Source organism: Streptomyces sp. NPDC001070 (assembly GCF_053598835.1).
In genome coordinates this window covers 81,756-97,296 of sequence record NZ_JBSFLB010000016.1, presented here as the reverse complement: position 1 = coordinate 97,296, position 15,541 = coordinate 81,756, and the positions used below count along the sequence as shown (strand labels likewise).

The following is a 15,541-nucleotide window of genomic DNA, read 5'->3' as shown; positions in this document are numbered from 1 at the left end:
CCTTAGAGCTTCATCAGGCTGGCGTCGTCGACCGAGGCCGAGTGGCGGGAGCGGAAGATCGTCACGATGATCGCCAGGCCCACGACGACCTCGGCGGCGGCGACGACCATCGTGAAGAAGGCGATGATCTGGCCGTCGAGGTTGCCGTGCATGCGGGAGAAGGTGACGAACGCCAGGTTGGAGGCGTTCAGCATCAGCTCGATGCACATGAAGACGATGATCGCGTTGCGCCGGATCAGCACCCCGGCCGCGCCGATGGTGAACAGCAGCGCCGACAGGTACAGGTAGTTGACCGGATTCACTTCGACGCCTCCTCGGAGCGCTGTTCCAGCTCGGCGACCTTGGCGACCGACTCCGCGGACACGTCCCGGTACTGGCCGCGGCCGCGCAGCGTCGGGCTGACGCTGAGCTCCGAGACCGTGCCGTCCGGCAGGAGGCCGGGGACGTCGACCGCGTTGTTGCGGGCGTAGACGCCGGGTGCGGGAAGCGGGGTGATCTGCTTGCCCTCGCGCACGCGCTGCTCGGCGAGTTCGCGCTGGGTGGCACGGGCCTGGGTGCGCTCGCGGTGGGTGAGGACCATCGCGCCGACGGCGGCGGTGATCAGCAGCGCGCCGGTGATCTCGAAGGCCCACACGTACTTGGTGAAGATCAGCGAGGCCAGTCCCTCGACGTTGCCGCCGGCGTTGGCCTGGCCGAGCCCCTCGAAGTTCTTGATCGAGGCGTTGGCGATGCCCGCGATCAGCAGGACGCCGAAGCCGACCCCCGCCCCGGCGGCGAGCCAGCGCTGCCCCTTCAGCGTCTCCTTGAGCGAGTCGGCCGCGGTGATGCCGACCAGCATGACGACGAAGAGGAAGAGCATCATGATCGCGCCGGTGTAGACGACGATCTGGACGACACCGAGGAAGTAGGCGCCCTGCGCGAGATAGAAGACCGCCAGGACGATCATCGTCCCGGCAAGCGACAGTGCGCTGTGCACGGCCTTCTTCATCAGCACGGTCGCGAGGGCGCCGAGCACCGCGACGGTGCCCAGCACCCAGAACTGGACCGCCTCCCCGGTGGAGGTGGAGTACCCGGCCAGCGTCGTCAGCGTGGTCACGCCGTTCATGCCTCGCCTCCCGTTCCGGCCGGAGCGCTGCCGCCCGTCGCGGGGACGTCCACGCCCTCCGCGGCCTCCGCGGCCTCCGCGTCCTCCGCGCCCTCGTCGCCCCGCACCGCCTCGTCCGGCTTCTCGCCCTTGGAGACGGCGACCTGGCGCTCGGTCCCGGGGGCCGCCTCGGTGACCGCGCCGCGGTAGTAGTCGCCCTCGGTCATGCCCGGGAAGATCGCGTGCGGGGAGTCGACCATGCCCTCCTCCAGGCCCGCGAGCAGCTGCTCCTTGGTGAAGATCAGCGATTCGCGGCTGCTGTCGGCGAGCTCGTACTCGTTGGTCATGGTCAGGGCGCGCGTCGGGCAGGCCTCGATGCACAGCCCGCACAGGATGCAGCGGGCGTAGTTGATCTGGTAGACGCGGCCGTAGCGCTCACCCGGCGAGTAGCGCTCCTCGTCGGTGTTGTCGGCGCCCTCGACGTAGATCGCGTCGGCCGGGCAGGCCCAGGCGCACAGCTCGCAGCCCACGCACTTCTCCAGCCCGTCCGGGTGCCGGTTGAGCTGGTGGCGGCCGTGGAACCGCGGGGCGGTCGGCTTCTTGTACTCCGGGTACTGCTCGGTCAGGCGCTTCTTGAACATGGCCTTGAAGGTCACGCCGAAGCCCGCGACCGGGCCCAGGAACTCAGGCATCGTCGGCCTCCTTGCCTACGAGTTGACGCTCCGCACGGGACGGCCGCCGCGGGACGGGCGGCAGTTCCTGACCGGGCAGCGGCGGCACGGGATACCCGCCCGCCATGGGGTCGAACGGTTCCTGCGGACCGGCCTGCTCGGCCGCCTCCTTCGCCTTGTCGCCGCGGTCGCGGAAGACGTCGAAGACCAGCGAGGCCAGGAACAGCAGGACGACGCCTCCGCCGACGTAGAGCACGACCGACTGGAAGTCGTAGTTCTCGTTGCGCAGCGCCCGGACGGTGGCGACCAGCATCAGCCACACCATCGAGACCGGGATCAGGACCTTCCAGCCCAGCTTCATCAGCTGGTCGTAGCGGACGCGGGGCAGCGTGCCGCGCAGCCAGATGAAGAAGAAGAGCAGCAGTTGCACCTTGACCACGAACCACAGCAGCGGCCACCAGCCGTGGTTGGCGCCCTCCCAGAAGGTGCTGATGGGCCACGGGGCCCGCCAGCCGCCCAGGAAGAGGGTGGTCGCCACCGCCGAGACGGTCACCATGTTCACGTACTCGGCGAGCATGAAGAGCGCGAACTTGATCGAGGAGTACTCGGTGTTGAAGCCGCCGACCAGGTCGCCCTCGGACTCGGGCATGTCGAACGGGGCGCGGTTGGTCTCGCCGACCATCGTGCCGATGTAGATGATGAAGGACACCGGCAGCAGCAGGATGTACCAGCGGTCGTGCTGCTGGGCGACGATCTGCGAGGTCGACATCGAGCCGGAGTAGAGGAACACCGACGCGAAGGCGACGCCCATCGCGATCTCGTACGAGATCATCTGGGCGCAGGAGCGCAGTCCGCCGAGGAGCGGGTACGTCGAGCCGGAGGACCAGCCGGCCAGCACGATGCCGTAGATGCCCACGGACGCGGTGGCCAGGATGTACAGGATGCCGATCGGCAGGTCGGTGAGCTGCATCGGCGTACGGTGACCGAAGATCGAGATCTCGTTGTCCGCCGGGCCGAAGGGGATCACCGCGATCGCCATGAAGGCCGGGATGGCCGCCACGATCGGGGCCAGCACGTACACCACAGTGTCGGCCTTCTTGACGATCAGGTCTTCCTTGAGCATCAGCTTCACGCCGTCGGCGAGCGACTGGAGCATGCCCCAGGGGCCGTGCCGGTTGGGGCCGATGCGCAGTTGCATCCACGCGACGACCTTGCGCTCCCACACGATGGAGAAGAGCACGGTCAGCATCAGGAACGCGAAGCAGAAGACCGCCTTGATGGCGACCAGCCACCACGGGTCCCGTCCGAACATGGACAGGTCCTCGGCGGCGAGCATCGTCAGTCCCGTCACGGGGTCACCTCCGGTGCGGCAGCGGCGGCCGGGGCGATCCGGACGACCTGGCCGGGCAGGGCGCCGGTGTCCGAGGCGACTCCCCCGCCGCCCGAGTTGAGGGGCACCCACACGATCCGGTCGGCCATCGCCGTCACCATGAGCGGCAGCCGTACCGTGCCGAGCGGGCCGGTCACGTCGAGCGCCTCGCCGTCGGCGGCGCCGATCTCCCGCGCGGTGGCCGCCGACAGGCGGGCGACCGCGGGGTGGCGGGTGCCGGCGAGCGCGTCGTCGCCCTGCTGCAGCAGGCCCTGGTCGAGCAGCAGCCGGTGGCCCGCGAGGACCGCCTCGCCGCTGCCCGGCTTCGGCAGCGGGCGGCCGGTCTCCTGCGGGGCCGCGGCGCGCGGACCCTGGTAGGGGGCGAGCCGGGACAGCTCGGCGCGGGCGGCGCGGACGTCGGCCAGGCCGAGGGAGACGTCCATCGCGTCGGCCAGCATGGTCAGCACCCGGGCGTCGGGGAACTGGTGGCGCTGGACCTGCTGGGCCGGCTTGATCGCGGTCTCGAAGGGCCGTACCCGGCCTTCCCAGTTGAGGAAGCTGCCGGCCTTCTCGGCGACCGCGGCGACCGGCAGGACGACGTCCGCCCGCTCGGTCACCTCGCCGGGGCGCAGTTCCAGGCTCACCACGAAGCCGGCCGCGTCCAGGGCCTCGCGGGCCCCGGCCGGGTCGGGCAGGTCGGCCGGCTCCACGCCGCCGACCACCAGCGCGCCGAGCTCGCCGCTCGCCGCCGCCTCCAGGATCTGCCCGGTGTCACGGCCGTGGCGGGACGGGAGCGCGGTCACGCCCCAGACCGCGGCGACCTCGTCACGGGCCCGCGGGTCGGTGACCGGGCGGCCGCCGGGCAGCAGCCCGGGCAGGGCGCCCACCTCGACGGCGCCGCGCTCGCCCGCCCGGCGCGGGATCCACGCCAACCGGGCGCCGGTCGCCTGCGCGAAGCGGATCACCGCGGTCAGCGCGCCGGGGACGGCGGCCAGCCGCTCGCCGACCAGGACCACGGATCCCTCGGCGCGCAGCGCCTCGTGGGCGGCGCGGCCGTTGCCGTCCAGGCCGACGCCGCCGGCCAGGGCGTCCAGCCACTCGGTCTCGGTGCCGGGCGCGGCCGGCAGCAGCGTGCCGCCCGCCTTCTCCAGCCCGCGGGTGGCGAACGGGGCCAGCGCGAAGGTCCGCTGCTTGTGCTTGCGCCAGGCCTTGCGGAGCCGCAGGAAGACGCCGGGCGCCTCCTCCTCGGCCTCCAGTCCGGCCAGCAGGACGGCGGGGGCCTTCTCCAGCAGGGCGTAGGTGACGCCGTCCCCCGACAGGTCCCGGCCGCGGCCCGCCACGGCGGCCGTCAGGAAGTCGGCCTCCTCGGCGGAGTGCACGCGGGCGCGGAAGTCGACGTCGTTGGTGTCGAGGACGACGCGGGCGAACTTGGCGTACGCGTACGCGTCCTCGACGGTGAGCCGGCCACCGGTCAGCACGCCGGTGCGGCCGCGGGCCGCCGCCAGGCCGCGCGCCGCGGCCTCCAGGGCCTCGGGCCAGCTCGCGGGCTCCAGTTCACCGCTGCCGGCGTTGCGGACCAGCGGGGTGGCCAGCCGCTCCGGCCGCTGCGCGTAGCGGAAGCCGAAGCGGCCCTTGTCGCAGATCCACTCCTCGTTGACCTCGGGGTCGTCCTGCGCGAGGCGGCGCATGACCTTGCCGCGCCGGTGGTCGGTACGGGTGGCGCAGCCACCGGCGCAGTGCTCGCAGACACTCGGCGAGGAGACCAGGTCGAAGGGCCGGGACCGGAAGCGGTAGGCCGCCGAGGTCAGGGCGCCGACCGGGCAGATCTGGATGGTGTTGCCGGAGAAGTACGACTGGAAGGGGTCGCCCTCCCCGGTGCCGACCTGCTGCAGCGCGCCGCGCTCCACCAGCTCGATCATCGGGTCGCCCGCGATCTGCTGCGAGAAGCGGGTGCAGCGCGCGCACAGCACGCACCGTTCGCGGTCGAGCAGCACCTGGGTGGAGATCGGGACCGGCTTCTCGTAGGTCCGCTTGCGGCCCTCGAAGCGGGTGTCGACCTGGCCGGCGGACATCGCCTGGTTCTGCAGCGGGCACTCGCCGCCCTTGTCGCAGACGGGGCAGTCCAGCGGGTGGTTGATGAGCAGCAGCTCCATCACCCCGCGCTGGGCCTTCTCCGCGACGTCCGAGGTGAGCTGGGTCCTGACGACCATCCCGTCGGTGCAGGTGATGGTGCAGGACGCCATGGGCTTGCGCTGGCCCTCGACCTCGACGATGCACTGGCGACAGGCGCCCGCGGGGTCGAGGAGGGGGTGGTCGCAGAAGCGCGGGATCTCGATGCCGATCAGCTCGGCGGCACGGATCACCAGGGTGCCCTTGGGCACGGAGATCTCGATGCCGTCGATGCTGACGGTCACCAGGTCCTCGGGCGGCACCGCCGCCTCACCGGAGGCGGCGTTGGTGGTGACGGTCACGCGTTCACCTCCAGGTGAGACTTGTCGGCCCAGGCCGTGGACTTGGACGGGTCGAAGGGGCAGCCGCGGCCCTCCAGGTGCTCCACGTACTCGTCGCGGAAGTACTTGAGGGAGGAGAAGATCGGGCTGGCCGCTCCGTCGCCGAGGGCGCAGAAGGACTTGCCGTTGATGTTGTCGGCGATGTCGTTGAGCTTGTCGAGGTCCTCGAGGGTGCCCCTGCCGGCCTCGATGTCGCGGAGCAGCTGGACCAGCCAGTACGTGCCCTCGCGGCAGGGGGTGCACTTGCCGCAGGACTCGTGGGCGTAGAACTCGGTCCAGCGGGTGACGGCCCGCACGACGCAGGTGGTCTCGTCGAAGCACTGCAGCGCCTTGGTGCCGAGCATGGAGCCCGCGGCGCCGACGCCCTCGTAGTCCAGCGGGACGTCGAGGTGCTCGTCGGTGAACATCGGCGTCGAGGAGCCGCCCGGGGTCCAGAACTTCAGCCGGTGGCCGGGCCGCATTCCACCGCTCAGGGTGAGCAGCTGGCGCAGCGTCACGCCGAGCGGGGCCTCGTACTGGCCGGGGTTGGCGACGTGGCCGCTGAGCGAGTAGAGCGTGAAGCCCGGGGACTTCTCGCTGCCCATGGAGCGGAACCAGTCCTTGCCCTTGTGCAGGATCGCCGGCACCGAGGCGATGGACTCCACGTTGTTGACCACCGTCGGGCAGGCGTAGAGGCCCTCGACCGCCGGGAAGGGCGGGCGCAGCCGGGGCTGGCCGCGGCGTCCCTCCAGGGAGTCGAGCAGCGCGGTCTCCTCACCGCAGATGTACGCGCCCGCGCCGGCGTGCACGGTCAGCTCCAGGTCGAAGCCGCTGCCCAGGATGTTCTTGCCGAGGAAGCCGGCCTTGTACGCCTCGTCCACCGCGTGGTGCAGCCGCCGCAGCACGGGGACGACCTCGCCGCGCAGGTAGATGAAGGCGTGGTTCGAGCGGATCGCGTGGCAGGCGATCACCATGCCCTCGATGAGCGAGTGCGGGTTGGCGAAGAGCAGGGGGATGTCCTTGCAGGTGCCGGGCTCCGACTCGTCGGCGTTGACGACGAGGTAGTGCGGCTTGCCGTCGCCCTGCGGGATGAACTGCCACTTCATCCCGGTGGGGAAGCCGGCGCCGCCGCGGCCGCGCAGTCCCGCGTCCTTGACGAGGGCGATCACGTCGTCCGGGGGCATGGCCAGCGCCTTGCGCAGGCCCTCGTACCCCTCGTGCCTGCGGTAGGTCTTGAGCGTCCAGGACTGCGGATCGTCCCAGAAGGCCGAGAGAACGGGCGACAGCACCTTCTCCGCCGAGTCGACCATGGTCACTGGCCCTCCTCGCCTTCCGTCGGGCGCCCCTCGGTGACCGGTCCCGCCGGGTGCTCCGGGTCGGAGACCGCGGAGTCGAGCGGGGCGTCGTGGGAGCTGGGGTGAGCCGTGGGCGTCTCGTCCCGCGGCGGGGCGGAGGTCTGGCGGGGCACGCCCGCCCCGGTACCCGGCAGGGCCTCGCCGCGGGCGAGCCGCAGGCCCGCGAGCGAGGCGGGTCCCGCGCCGCCGCTCGCCTCGACGGCGCCGGGGCGCTCGTCGGGGAACCCGGCGAGGATCCGGGACGTCTCCTTGTACGAGCACAGAGGAGCGCCGCGGGTGGGTTCGACGGTGTGGCCGGCGCGGAGCTCGTCGACCAGCCGCTTGGCCGACTCGGGGTCCTGGTTGTCGAAGAACTCCCAGTTGACCATCACCACGGGGGCGAAGTCGCACGCCGCGTTGCACTCGATGTGCTCCAGCGTGACCTTGCCGTCCTCGGTGGTCCCGCCGTTCTCGACGCCGAGGTGCCGCTTCAGCTCGTCGAAGATCGCGTCGCCGCCCATGACCGCGCACAGGGTGTTGGTGCAGACCCCCACCTGGTACTCGCCGGACGGCTTGCGCCGGTACATCGAGTAGAAGGTGGACACCGCGGTGACCTCGGCCGTGGTCAGCCCGAGCTGCTCGGCGCAGAAGCGCACGCCGGTGCGGGAGACATAACCCTCCTCCGCCTGCACCAGGTGCAGCAGGGGCAGCAGGGCGCTGCGGCTGTTGGGGTAGCGGGCGATGACGACCGCCGCGTCCGCCTCCAGCCGCTGCCGTACGTCGGCCGGGTAGTCCGGCGCGGGCATCGCGGGGATGCCGAGTGATACCTCTGTCACCGGTCGACGCCTCCCATCACGGGGTCGATGGACGCCACCGCGACGATGACGTCGGCGACCTGGCCGCCCTCGCACATCGCCGCCATGGACTGCAGGTTGGTGAAGGACGGATCGCGGAAGTGGACGCGGAAGGGGCGGGTGCCCCCGTCGCTGACCACATGGACGCCGAGCTCGCCCTTGGACGACTCGACGGCGACGTAGGCCTGGCCGGGCGGCACCCGGAAGCCCTCGGTCACCAGCTTGAAGTGGTGGATCAGGGCCTCCATGGAGGTGCCCATGATCTTCTTGATGTGGTCGAGCGAGTTGCCGAGCCCGTCCGGCCCGAGCGCGAGCTGCGCGGGCCAGGCGATCTTCTTGTCGGCGACCATGACCGGGCCGGGCTGCAGCCGGTCCAGGCACTGCTCGACGATGTCCAGCGACTGCCGCATCTCCTCCAGGCGGAGCAGGAAGCGGCCGTAGGAGTCGCAGGTGTCGACCGTCGGGACCTCGAACTCGTAGGTCTCGTAACCGCAGTACGGCTGGGACTTGCGCAGGTCGTGCGGCAGGCCGGTGGAGCGCAGGATCGGGCCGGTGGCGCCGAGCGCCATGCAGCCGGCCAGGTCCAGGTAACCCACGTCCTGCATACGGGCCTTGAAGATCGGGTTGCCGGTGGCGAGCTTGTCGTACTCGGGGAGGTTCTTGCGGAACTTCTTCACGAACTCCCGGACCTGGTCCACGGCGCCGGGCGGCAGGTCCTGGGCGAGGCCGCCGGGGCGGATGTACGCGTGGTTCATCCGCAGGCCGGTGATCAGCTCGTAGATGTCCAGGATCATCTCTCGGTCGCGGAACCCGTAGATCATGATCGTGGTGGCGCCGAGCTCCATGCCGCCGGTGGCGATGGCCACCAGGTGCGAGGAGATGCGGTTGAGCTCCATCAGCATCACGCGGATGACGGAGGCCCGGTCCGGGACCGCGTCGGTGATGCCGAGCAGCTTCTCCACCGCGAGGCAGTACGCCGTCTCGTTGAAGAACGGCGTGAGGTAGTCCATGCGCGTCACGAACGTGGAGCCCTGCGTCCACGTCCGGAACTCCATGTTCTTCTCGATGCCGGTGTGGAGGTAGCCGATGCCGCAGCGGGCCTCGGTGACCGTCTCGCCGTCGATCTCCAGGATCAGCCGGAGCACACCGTGAGTGGACGGGTGCTGCGGGCCCATGTTGACCACGATGCGCTCGTCGTCGGCCTTGCCGACGGTCTCGGCCAGTTCGTCCCAGTCGCCGCCGGTGACCGTGAAGACCCGGCCCTCGGTGGTCTCCCGCTCCTCCGCCTGCTGGGGTGCCTTCGGTGCGTGCGACGTGTCGTGCGTGCTCACGAGTACGACCTCCGCTGGTCCGGAGCCGGGATCTGGGCGCCCTTGTATTCGACGGGGATGCCGCCGAGGGGGTAGTCCTTGCGCTGCGGGTGGCCCTGCCAGTCGTCCGGCATCATGATCCGGATCAGGGCGGGGTGGCCGTCGAAGACGATCCCGAAGAAGTCGTACGTCTCTCGCTCGTGCCAGTCGTTGGTCGGGTAGACCTCGACGAGCGACGGGATGTGCCGGTCCGCGTCGGGGGCGCTCACCTCCAGCCGGATCAGCCGGTTGTGGGTGATCGAGCGCAGGTGGTAGACGGCGTGCAGCTCGCGGCCCTTGTCCTCGGGGAAGTGGACGCCGCTCACTCCCGTGCAGAGCTCGAAACGCAGCGCCGGGTCGTCGCGCAGGGTCCTGGCGACCCGGGGCAGGTGCTCACGGGCGATGTGGAAGGTGACCTCGCCGCGGTCCACGACGACCTTCTCGATCGCGTTGCCCGGGACGAGGCCCTGCTCCTCCAGGGCGCCCTCCAGCTCGTCGGCGACCTCGTCGAACCAGCCGCCGTACGGACGGCTCGTCGCACCGGGCAGCCGGACGGTGCGCACCAGACCGCCGTAGCCGGAGGTGTCGCCGCCGTTGCGGGCGCCGAACATTCCGTGCTGGACGCGGATCGCCTCGCCGTGGTCGCCCCGCTGGCCGGGCAGGCCGGCCGCGTTGACGTCCTTGTCCGGGTTCGGGGTGTCCGGGGAATCCGTCATCGGAGCAGCCCCTTCATCTCGATCGTCGGCAGCGCCTTCAGCGCCGCCTCCTCCGCCTCGCGCGCGGCCTCTTCGCGGTTCACGCCGAGCTTGCTGTGCTGGATCTTCTGGTGGAGCTTGAGAATGGCGTCCATCAGCATTTCGGGACGAGGCGGACATCCTGGAAGATAAATGTCAACAGGCACCACATGGTCAACACCCTGCACAATGGCGTAGTTGTTGAACATCCCGCCGCTCGATGCGCAGACCCCCATCGAGATCACCCACTTGGGGTTCGGCATCTGGTCGTAGACCTGGCGCAGGACGGGGGCCATCTTCTGGCTCACCCGGCCGGCCACGATCATCAGATCCGCCTGGCGCGGGGACCCGCGGAAGACCTCCATGCCGAAGCGGGCCAGGTCGTACCGCCCTGCCCCGGTCGTCATCATCTCGATGGCGCAGCAGGCGAGACCGAACGTGGCCGGGAAGACCGAGGCCTTCCGCACCCAGCCGGCCGCCGCCTCGACGGAGGTGAGCAGGAACCCGCTCGGCAGCTTCTCTTCAATACCCATGGCTATTCTCCGCCCCTAGTCCCATTCCAGACCGCCGCGACGCCAGACGTAGGCGTAGGCGACGAAGACGGTGAGCACGAAGAGGAGCATCTCGACGAGCCCGAAGATCCCCAGGGCGTCGAAGGTGACGGCCCAGGGATAGAGGAAGACGATCTCGATGTCGAAGACGATGAAGAGCATCGCCGTCAGGTAGTACTTGATTGGGAAACGGCCACCCCCGGCCGGATGCGGAGTCGGCTCGATGCCGCACTCATACGCCTCCAACTTGGCCCGGTTGTACCGTTTTGGGCCGATGATCGAGGCCATGAACACGGAGAAGATCGCGAAGCCGGCCGCGAGGCCGCCCAGCACGAGGATGGGCGCGTAGGCATTCACGTCCCCGCTCCTTCCAGTCGACGATGACTGATGACGGACCGTGCCCGGTGATGTGCCCTGCGCCACCTAGATCCTCTCTATGTGAGGCAGTTCACAAGCCCAGGCTGCCCGCATCCTATGCCTCCTGGTCTGTGATCTGCGACACGGGGTTCACTCTGGTCTTTGTGATCTCCGCCACCCGGCGAACGATCATGAACAGGGATGAGCGGTGATCTTCTCACTCAGGAATCTCAAACGATCACCAGAAGTCACATTTACCTGCGTTTCCGCTGGTGAACAGGGGTGCCGCACTATCAGCAGGCGACCGCTCAAGGCAAATTGGAGCTGGACCGGAGGGCGTGATAGCGCCGCGCCACCCGTGCGGATGAACCGCGAAACACCCCACTGACGGCGGCCGGAGGCACGTGAACGCGCGCACGAGGATATGGACTTGGATGTCCCGTTCATCCCGAATAAGGAAGATCAAAAAGGGGACAATACCACTGCGCAAGAGCCAACTGTGGCGCATCACACTTTTGTTGAACGGAACCGACCTGGCCTGATACCCAAGTCTTCATGTCCCTTCAGACCTCGCATATACGCCGCCGGCGACGCGCCTCGCAGAGCCCCAACTGGGTGCGCCGCGCAGGAGTCGCCGGCGGCGTCATCGGAACGCTCGCCCTGACCGGAATGTCGTCTTCGGCGAACGCCGAGCCCTCGGCCGCCGACCCGGCGACCACGGGGAGCATCCCCGTCATCCCCGCCCTCTCCACCACCGCCACCGCCGCGGAGGCCGCTGACGCCATCGACGAGACCGTCGTCGAGCAGCAGCTGGACGCCGCCCGCGCGGAGGCGCGCACCGAGGCCATGAAGGCCGCCCAGAAGAAGAAGGCCGCCGCCGACGCGCGCGACCGCGCCGCGGCCAAGGCCGCCAAGGCGCGCGAGACCGCGACCGCGTCGCGCTCCGCCGGACGCACCGCGCTGGCCTCCTCCAGCGCGACGGGCAGCGCCGCCTCCGTCATAGGCTTCCTGAAGGCCCAGGTCGGCAAGCCGTACGTCTACGGCGCCACGGGCCCCAGCGCGTACGACTGCTCCGGCCTCACCCAGGCCGCCTTCCGCACCATCGGCGTCGAGCTCCCGCGTACCTCCCAGGCGCAGTCGACCTTCGGCACCCAGGTGTCCGTGAGCGCGGTCCAGCCGGGCGACCTGCTCTTCTGGGGCGGTGTGGGCTCCGCCTACCACGTGGCCGTCTACATCGGCGGCGGGCAGTACCTTGACGCGGCGAACCCCAGCAAGGGTGTCGTCATCCAGCAGATGTCCAACTACATGCCGACGTCCGCCGTCCGCGTGCTCTGATCACGCGCTCCGTCCCCGCGGAGGCCGCCGGCCCGCACCGGGCCGGCGGCCTCGCCGTTCCCTCCCCCACGGGCGTTCGCGCCCCGCGGACCGGGGCCCCGTGGCGGCCGCCTCTCGCCCGGCGTCCGGGGGTGCCCCGGGCCCCCGGCCCCGCGACGGCCCGGCACATGTGATGCCGGCGGACCCGGCGCGCGGCGGCCGGACGACGCGTGCCCGCGCGACACGCGAAAGTCCGGCCCCGCCGCAAGGAGAGGTACCGCACACGGGGCCGGACGACCGGGTAGCCCCGGGTGGGGCTCGCCGTCCGGCGCCCGGTCCCGCCGGGCTGGACCGGGCGCCGGACGGCCGGGCTCAGCTGCGGTCGCAGTCCCTGCCGCCGCTGTGCCAGACCTTGACCCAGTGGCCGGGTGTGCGCACCCACTTGACGCGTCCGTGGCTGTACACCCGCACCAGGCGTCCGGGACGGTACTCGAGCCTCCAGGAGCCCTGACCGAAGGAGCAGTGTCCCTGCCGGTCGCCGCGGCGGTCGTCGCCCCGCCGGTCGTCCCCGCGGCGGTCGTCGTCACGCCGGTCGTCGCCCCGGCGGTCGTCATCCCGGCGCTCGTCGCCCCGCCGGTCGTCATCCCGGCGCTCGTCGCCCCGGCGATCGCCCGGGTGGTGGTCGGCGGTGACGGCCGAGGCCGGGCCGGCCGCGGCGAGCACGCCCCCTCCGGCGAGCAGGACCGAGGCGGCCGCGGCGGCCAGGGTCTGTGTTATGCGCGTGCTCATGACTGCACCCTTCTCTTGATCACGGATCCCCGAGCAGTGATCAAAAGTATGAGCACAACGCCTCAAATCCCGCATTTCGGGCGTGAGCTGACTACGGGGCAGACCCATCTGACATCGATGTCAACGACATCGATGTCAGAAGAACGCGGATCCGCCCCGCCCCCGCCCCACCGCCCGGCCCCGGAGGAAGCGGCCGTCTCCGCAAGGGCGTTCACCGCCCCTGCCGGCCACCGGAACGCCGGACCACGGCAACCGGGCGCCCGGCCGGGCGAGTTCGTCCCGACGCGAGCCGGCACCCGGTCAGCCCAGGCGGGCGTCGAGCGCGTCGAGGTCGGCGACGAACCACGTGTCGTCACCCCGGCCGGACTCGCGGACCAGGTCCCGAAAAGCCGTGCCCGCCGCGACGTACGCCGAGATGTCGCCCACGATCACCAGCCGGATGCGGTAGTTGACGAACTTCTGCAGGATCTCCCCCGCCAGGCCGGTGCGCAGGGCGAAGAAGCCCTCGTCCAGCCGCCCGACCGGGACGGCCACAACCTCCGCCCGGGAAAAGGCGGAACCGATCAGGTCGAGCGCGTCCTGGACGGTGGCGATCTTCGCGCCCTCGTCGCCGCAGACGAGGACGGGCACGCCCCGGCGCTCGGTCACCACGTCAGCCACGGCCCGCCTCCGGGCCCTCGGTCCGCTCCGCCGGGAACATGCCGTTCTCCCCCTCCAGGACGCTGTCGATGGTGCGCAGGACGTCCGCCGTCGCCGCGGCGCCGCCCAGCACCACGACCTTGAGCCGCGAGCGCTCGTCGTCGTACGCCGTCCGGACCCGGGCCAACTCGTGGGGGGCCCGCGCCATCTGGGCCCCGGCCACGAGCAGGGTGCCCAGGCGGTCGGCCGCGGCCGCCCCGATGCCGTCGACCTCGACGATCGCCGAGACCTCCACGCGGTGCCGGGCGCCGGCCGCGGGCAGGCCGGTGAAGGCGTCGAGGTCGGCTCGGGCGACGCGGTACTGCTTGCCGATGCGGACGGCCTTCAGCCGGCCGTCGCGGATGTAGCCGCGGACTGTGCGCACATGCAGGCCGAGCCGCTCGGCGACCTGCTCGACGGACAACCACTCCTTCTCCATGATTACGCATCCTACCCTTTGCGGATGCGGATAGAGCAGTTTGCGTAATGATGCAGACGGCAAAAAGCCGCGCCGGCCCGTCTGCACGGGCCGGCGCGGCGAGTGTGGTGCCAGGACGTCAGGAGCGCGGCGCCACCTTCGACAGACCGTTGATGACGCGATCCATCGCGTCGCCGCCCGACGGGTCGGTGAGGTTCGCCAGCAGCTTCAGCGTGAACCGCATCAGCATCGGGTGGGTGAGGCCGCGCTGCGTCGCCAGCTTCATGATCTTCGGGTTGCCGATCAGCTTCACGAAGGCCCGGCCGAGCGTGTAGTAGCCGCCGTAGGTGTCCTTCAGGATCCGCGGGTACGACTGGAGCGCCAGCTCCCGCTGGGCGGCGGTGCCGCGCGCGTGCGCCTGCACGATGACGTCGGCGGCGATCTGGCCGGACTCCATGGCGTAGGCGATGCCCTCGCCGTTGAACGGGTTGACCAGGCCGCCCGCGTCACCGACGAGCAGCAGGCCCTTGGTGTAGTGCGGCTGGCGGTTGAAGGCCATCGGGAGCGCGGCACCGCGGATCGGCCCGGTCATGTTCTCCTCGGTGTAGCCCCAGTCCTCGGGCATCGAGGCGCACCAGGCCTTCAGCACCTCGCGCCAGTCCAGCTCCTTGAAGGAGGCGGAGGTGTTGAGGACACCCAGGCCCACGTTGGAGGTGCCGTCGCCCATGCCGAAGATCCAGCCGTAGCCGGGCAGCAGCCGCGGGTCGCCCGGGACGCGGCGGTCCCACAGCTCCAGCCAGGACTCCAGATAGTCGTCGTCGTGGCGCGGCGAGGTGAAGTACGTGCGGACGGCCACGCCCATCGGGCGGTCCTCGCGGCGGTGCAGGCCCATCTGGAGGGAGAGCCGGGTGGAGTTGCCGTCGGCGGCGACCACCAGCGGCGCGTGGAAGGTGACCGGGGTCTTCTCCTCGCCCAGCTTGGCCTCGACGCCCGTGATCCGGCCGGTGCGCTCGTCCCGGATCGGGGCGCCCACGTTGCAGCGCTCGTACAGCCGGGCACCGGCCTTCTGCGCCTGGCGGGCGAGGAGTTCGTCGAAGTCCTCGCGCTTGCGCACGAGCCCGTAGTCGGGGAACGAGGCCAGATCCGGCCAGTCCAGCTGCAGCCGGACACCGCCGCCGATGATGCGCAGGCCCTTGTTGCGCAGCCAGCCCGCTTCCTCGGAGATGTCGATGCCCATCGCGACCAGCTGCTTGGTCGCCCGGGGCGTCAGGCCGTCACCGCACACCTTCTCGCGCGGGAAGGCGGTCTTCTCCAGCAGCAGGACGTCCAGTCCCGCCTTCGCCAGGTAGTAGGCCGTCGTCGAACCGGCGGGACCGGCACCGACGACGATCACATCGGCGCTGCGTTCCGAAGCGGCGGTCTCGGTCACAGTGCGGCACTCCTCGCTGCTCTGGGCTGATGCGGGCCTGTTGCTGAACCGTCCGGGAGCGGCCGGGGCCGGACCCGAGCAGTCTATGTGGCCGCTTTCGCGCGCGGGCCGGGCGCCCCGG

The 15,541-nt window shown here is 70.7% G+C and carries 16 protein-coding genes; 1 reads left to right on the top strand and 15 read right to left on the bottom strand.

Annotated elements, in window-relative coordinates; translation table 11 throughout:
• Positions 1–2: 2 nt before the first annotated feature.
• The 11 genes from nuoK to ACWDAS_RS20700 are packed head-to-tail and all read right to left on the bottom strand — an operon-like array spanning position 3 to position 10,792.
• Positions 3–302, bottom strand: coding sequence for an NADH-quinone oxidoreductase subunit NuoK (nuoK, locus tag ACWDAS_RS20750; RefSeq protein WP_450392797.1), 300 nt, complete (start codon positions 300–302; stop codon positions 3–5).
• On the bottom strand, positions 299–1,105 hold the full coding sequence (locus tag ACWDAS_RS20745) for an NADH-quinone oxidoreductase subunit J (RefSeq protein ID WP_450392794.1): 807 nt from the start codon (positions 1,103–1,105) through the stop codon (positions 299–301). The genes nuoK and ACWDAS_RS20745 overlap by 4 nt, the downstream gene beginning before the upstream one ends.
• Positions 1,102–1,776, bottom strand: coding sequence for an NADH-quinone oxidoreductase subunit NuoI (gene nuoI / locus ACWDAS_RS20740; RefSeq protein WP_450392791.1), 675 nt, complete (start codon positions 1,774–1,776; stop codon positions 1,102–1,104). Before nuoI ends, ACWDAS_RS20745 begins: the two co-directional genes overlap by 4 nt.
• Positions 1,769–3,091, bottom strand: coding sequence for an NADH-quinone oxidoreductase subunit NuoH (nuoH, locus tag ACWDAS_RS20735; protein WP_450393040.1), 1,323 nt, complete (start codon positions 3,089–3,091; stop codon positions 1,769–1,771). Before nuoH ends, nuoI begins: the two co-directional genes overlap by 8 nt.
• An 11-nt stretch (positions 3,092–3,102) precedes the next feature.
• On the bottom strand, positions 3,103–5,595 hold the full coding sequence (locus tag ACWDAS_RS20730; protein ID WP_450392788.1) for an NADH-quinone oxidoreductase subunit G: 2,493 nt from the start codon (positions 5,593–5,595) through the stop codon (positions 3,103–3,105).
• Positions 5,592–6,923, bottom strand: coding sequence for an NADH-quinone oxidoreductase subunit NuoF (gene nuoF, locus ACWDAS_RS20725; protein WP_450393038.1), 1,332 nt, complete (start codon positions 6,921–6,923; stop codon positions 5,592–5,594). The genes ACWDAS_RS20730 and nuoF overlap by 4 nt, the downstream gene beginning before the upstream one ends.
• Before the next feature lie 2 nt (positions 6,924–6,925).
• Positions 6,926–7,753 (bottom strand): NADH-quinone oxidoreductase subunit NuoE, encoded by an 828-nt coding sequence (nuoE, locus tag ACWDAS_RS20720; RefSeq protein ID WP_450393035.1) that lies wholly within the window; start codon positions 7,751–7,753, stop codon positions 6,926–6,928.
• 26 nt (positions 7,754–7,779) lie between these two features.
• Positions 7,780–9,132: an NADH-quinone oxidoreductase subunit D gene (locus tag ACWDAS_RS20715; protein WP_450392785.1), complete on the bottom strand. Its 1,353-nt coding sequence runs from the start codon at positions 9,130–9,132 to the stop codon at positions 7,780–7,782.
• Positions 9,129–9,866, bottom strand: coding sequence for an NADH-quinone oxidoreductase subunit C (locus ACWDAS_RS20710; protein WP_450392782.1), 738 nt, complete (start codon positions 9,864–9,866; stop codon positions 9,129–9,131). The genes ACWDAS_RS20715 and ACWDAS_RS20710 overlap by 4 nt, the downstream gene beginning before the upstream one ends.
• Entirely contained in the window at positions 9,863–10,417 is a 555-nt protein-coding gene (locus tag ACWDAS_RS20705) for a NuoB/complex I 20 kDa subunit family protein (protein ID WP_018558792.1), read from the bottom strand. Before ACWDAS_RS20705 ends, ACWDAS_RS20710 begins: the two co-directional genes overlap by 4 nt.
• 15 nt (positions 10,418–10,432) lie before the next feature.
• Positions 10,433–10,792, bottom strand: a complete 360-nt coding sequence (locus tag ACWDAS_RS20700; RefSeq protein ID WP_450392779.1) for an NADH-quinone oxidoreductase subunit A — start codon at positions 10,790–10,792, stop codon at positions 10,433–10,435.
• 555 nt (positions 10,793–11,347) lie between these two features.
• Here ACWDAS_RS20700 and ACWDAS_RS20695 point away from each other — a divergent pair.
• Positions 11,348–12,127: a C40 family peptidase gene (locus tag ACWDAS_RS20695; RefSeq protein WP_450392777.1), complete on the top strand. Its 780-nt coding sequence runs from the start codon at positions 11,348–11,350 to the stop codon at positions 12,125–12,127.
• Between the two features lie 351 nt (positions 12,128–12,478).
• Here the strand turns inward: ACWDAS_RS20695 and ACWDAS_RS20690 are convergent, their stop codons facing one another.
• The 4 genes from ACWDAS_RS20690 to ACWDAS_RS20675 all read right to left on the bottom strand — a co-directional run bounded on the left by ACWDAS_RS20690 (position 12,479) and on the right by ACWDAS_RS20675 (position 15,507).
• Positions 12,479–12,895, bottom strand: a complete 417-nt coding sequence (locus tag ACWDAS_RS20690; protein WP_450392775.1) for a hypothetical protein — start codon at positions 12,893–12,895, stop codon at positions 12,479–12,481.
• 300 nt (positions 12,896–13,195) lie between these two features.
• Positions 13,196–13,555 carry a DUF4180 domain-containing protein gene (locus tag ACWDAS_RS20685; protein WP_450392773.1) on the bottom strand — a complete coding sequence of 120 codons (360 nt, stop codon included), beginning with the start codon at positions 13,553–13,555 and terminating at the stop codon, positions 13,196–13,198.
• A complete protein-coding gene (locus ACWDAS_RS20680) occupies positions 13,548–14,012 on the bottom strand; it encodes a helix-turn-helix domain-containing protein (protein ID WP_450392770.1) in 465 nt (154 codons plus the stop codon). The genes ACWDAS_RS20685 and ACWDAS_RS20680 overlap by 8 nt, the downstream gene beginning before the upstream one ends.
• A 118-nt stretch (positions 14,013–14,130) precedes the next feature.
• On the bottom strand, positions 14,131–15,507 hold the full coding sequence (locus ACWDAS_RS20675) for a geranylgeranyl reductase family protein (RefSeq protein ID WP_450393033.1): 1,377 nt from the start codon (positions 15,505–15,507) through the stop codon (positions 14,131–14,133).
• Between the last annotated feature and the right edge of the window lie 34 nt (positions 15,508–15,541).

What these genes read in the sequence shown, in the direction of transcription:
- nuoF (WP_450393038.1), bottom strand. Translation starts at nt 6,923, where the DNA reads ATGGTCGACTCGGCGGAGAAGGTGCTGTCGCCCGTTCTCTCGGCCTTC.
- ACWDAS_RS20705 (WP_018558792.1), bottom strand. Translation starts at nt 10,417, where the DNA reads ATGGGTATTGAAGAGAAGCTGCCGAGCGGGTTCCTGCTCACCTCCGTC.
- ACWDAS_RS20745 (WP_450392794.1), bottom strand. Translation starts at nt 1,105, where the DNA reads ATGAACGGCGTGACCACGCTGACGACGCTGGCCGGGTACTCCACCTCC.
- nuoH (WP_450393040.1), bottom strand. Translation starts at nt 3,091, where the DNA reads ATGCTCGCCGCCGAGGACCTGTCCATGTTCGGACGGGACCCGTGGTGG.
- nuoE (WP_450393035.1), bottom strand. Translation starts at nt 7,753, where the DNA reads ATGCCCGCGCCGGACTACCCGGCCGACGTACGGCAGCGGCTGGAGGCG.
- ACWDAS_RS20710 (WP_450392782.1), bottom strand. Translation starts at nt 9,866, where the DNA reads ATGACGGATTCCCCGGACACCCCGAACCCGGACAAGGACGTCAACGCG.
- nuoI (WP_450392791.1), bottom strand. Translation starts at nt 1,776, where the DNA reads ATGCCTGAGTTCCTGGGCCCGGTCGCGGGCTTCGGCGTGACCTTCAAG.
- ACWDAS_RS20680 (WP_450392770.1), bottom strand. Translation starts at nt 14,012, where the DNA reads ATGGAGAAGGAGTGGTTGTCCGTCGAGCAGGTCGCCGAGCGGCTCGGC.
- ACWDAS_RS20690 (WP_450392775.1), bottom strand. Translation starts at nt 12,895, where the DNA reads ATGAGCACGCGCATAACACAGACCCTGGCCGCCGCGGCCGCCTCGGTC.
- ACWDAS_RS20695 (WP_450392777.1), top strand. Translation starts at nt 11,348, where the DNA reads ATGTCCCTTCAGACCTCGCATATACGCCGCCGGCGACGCGCCTCGCAG.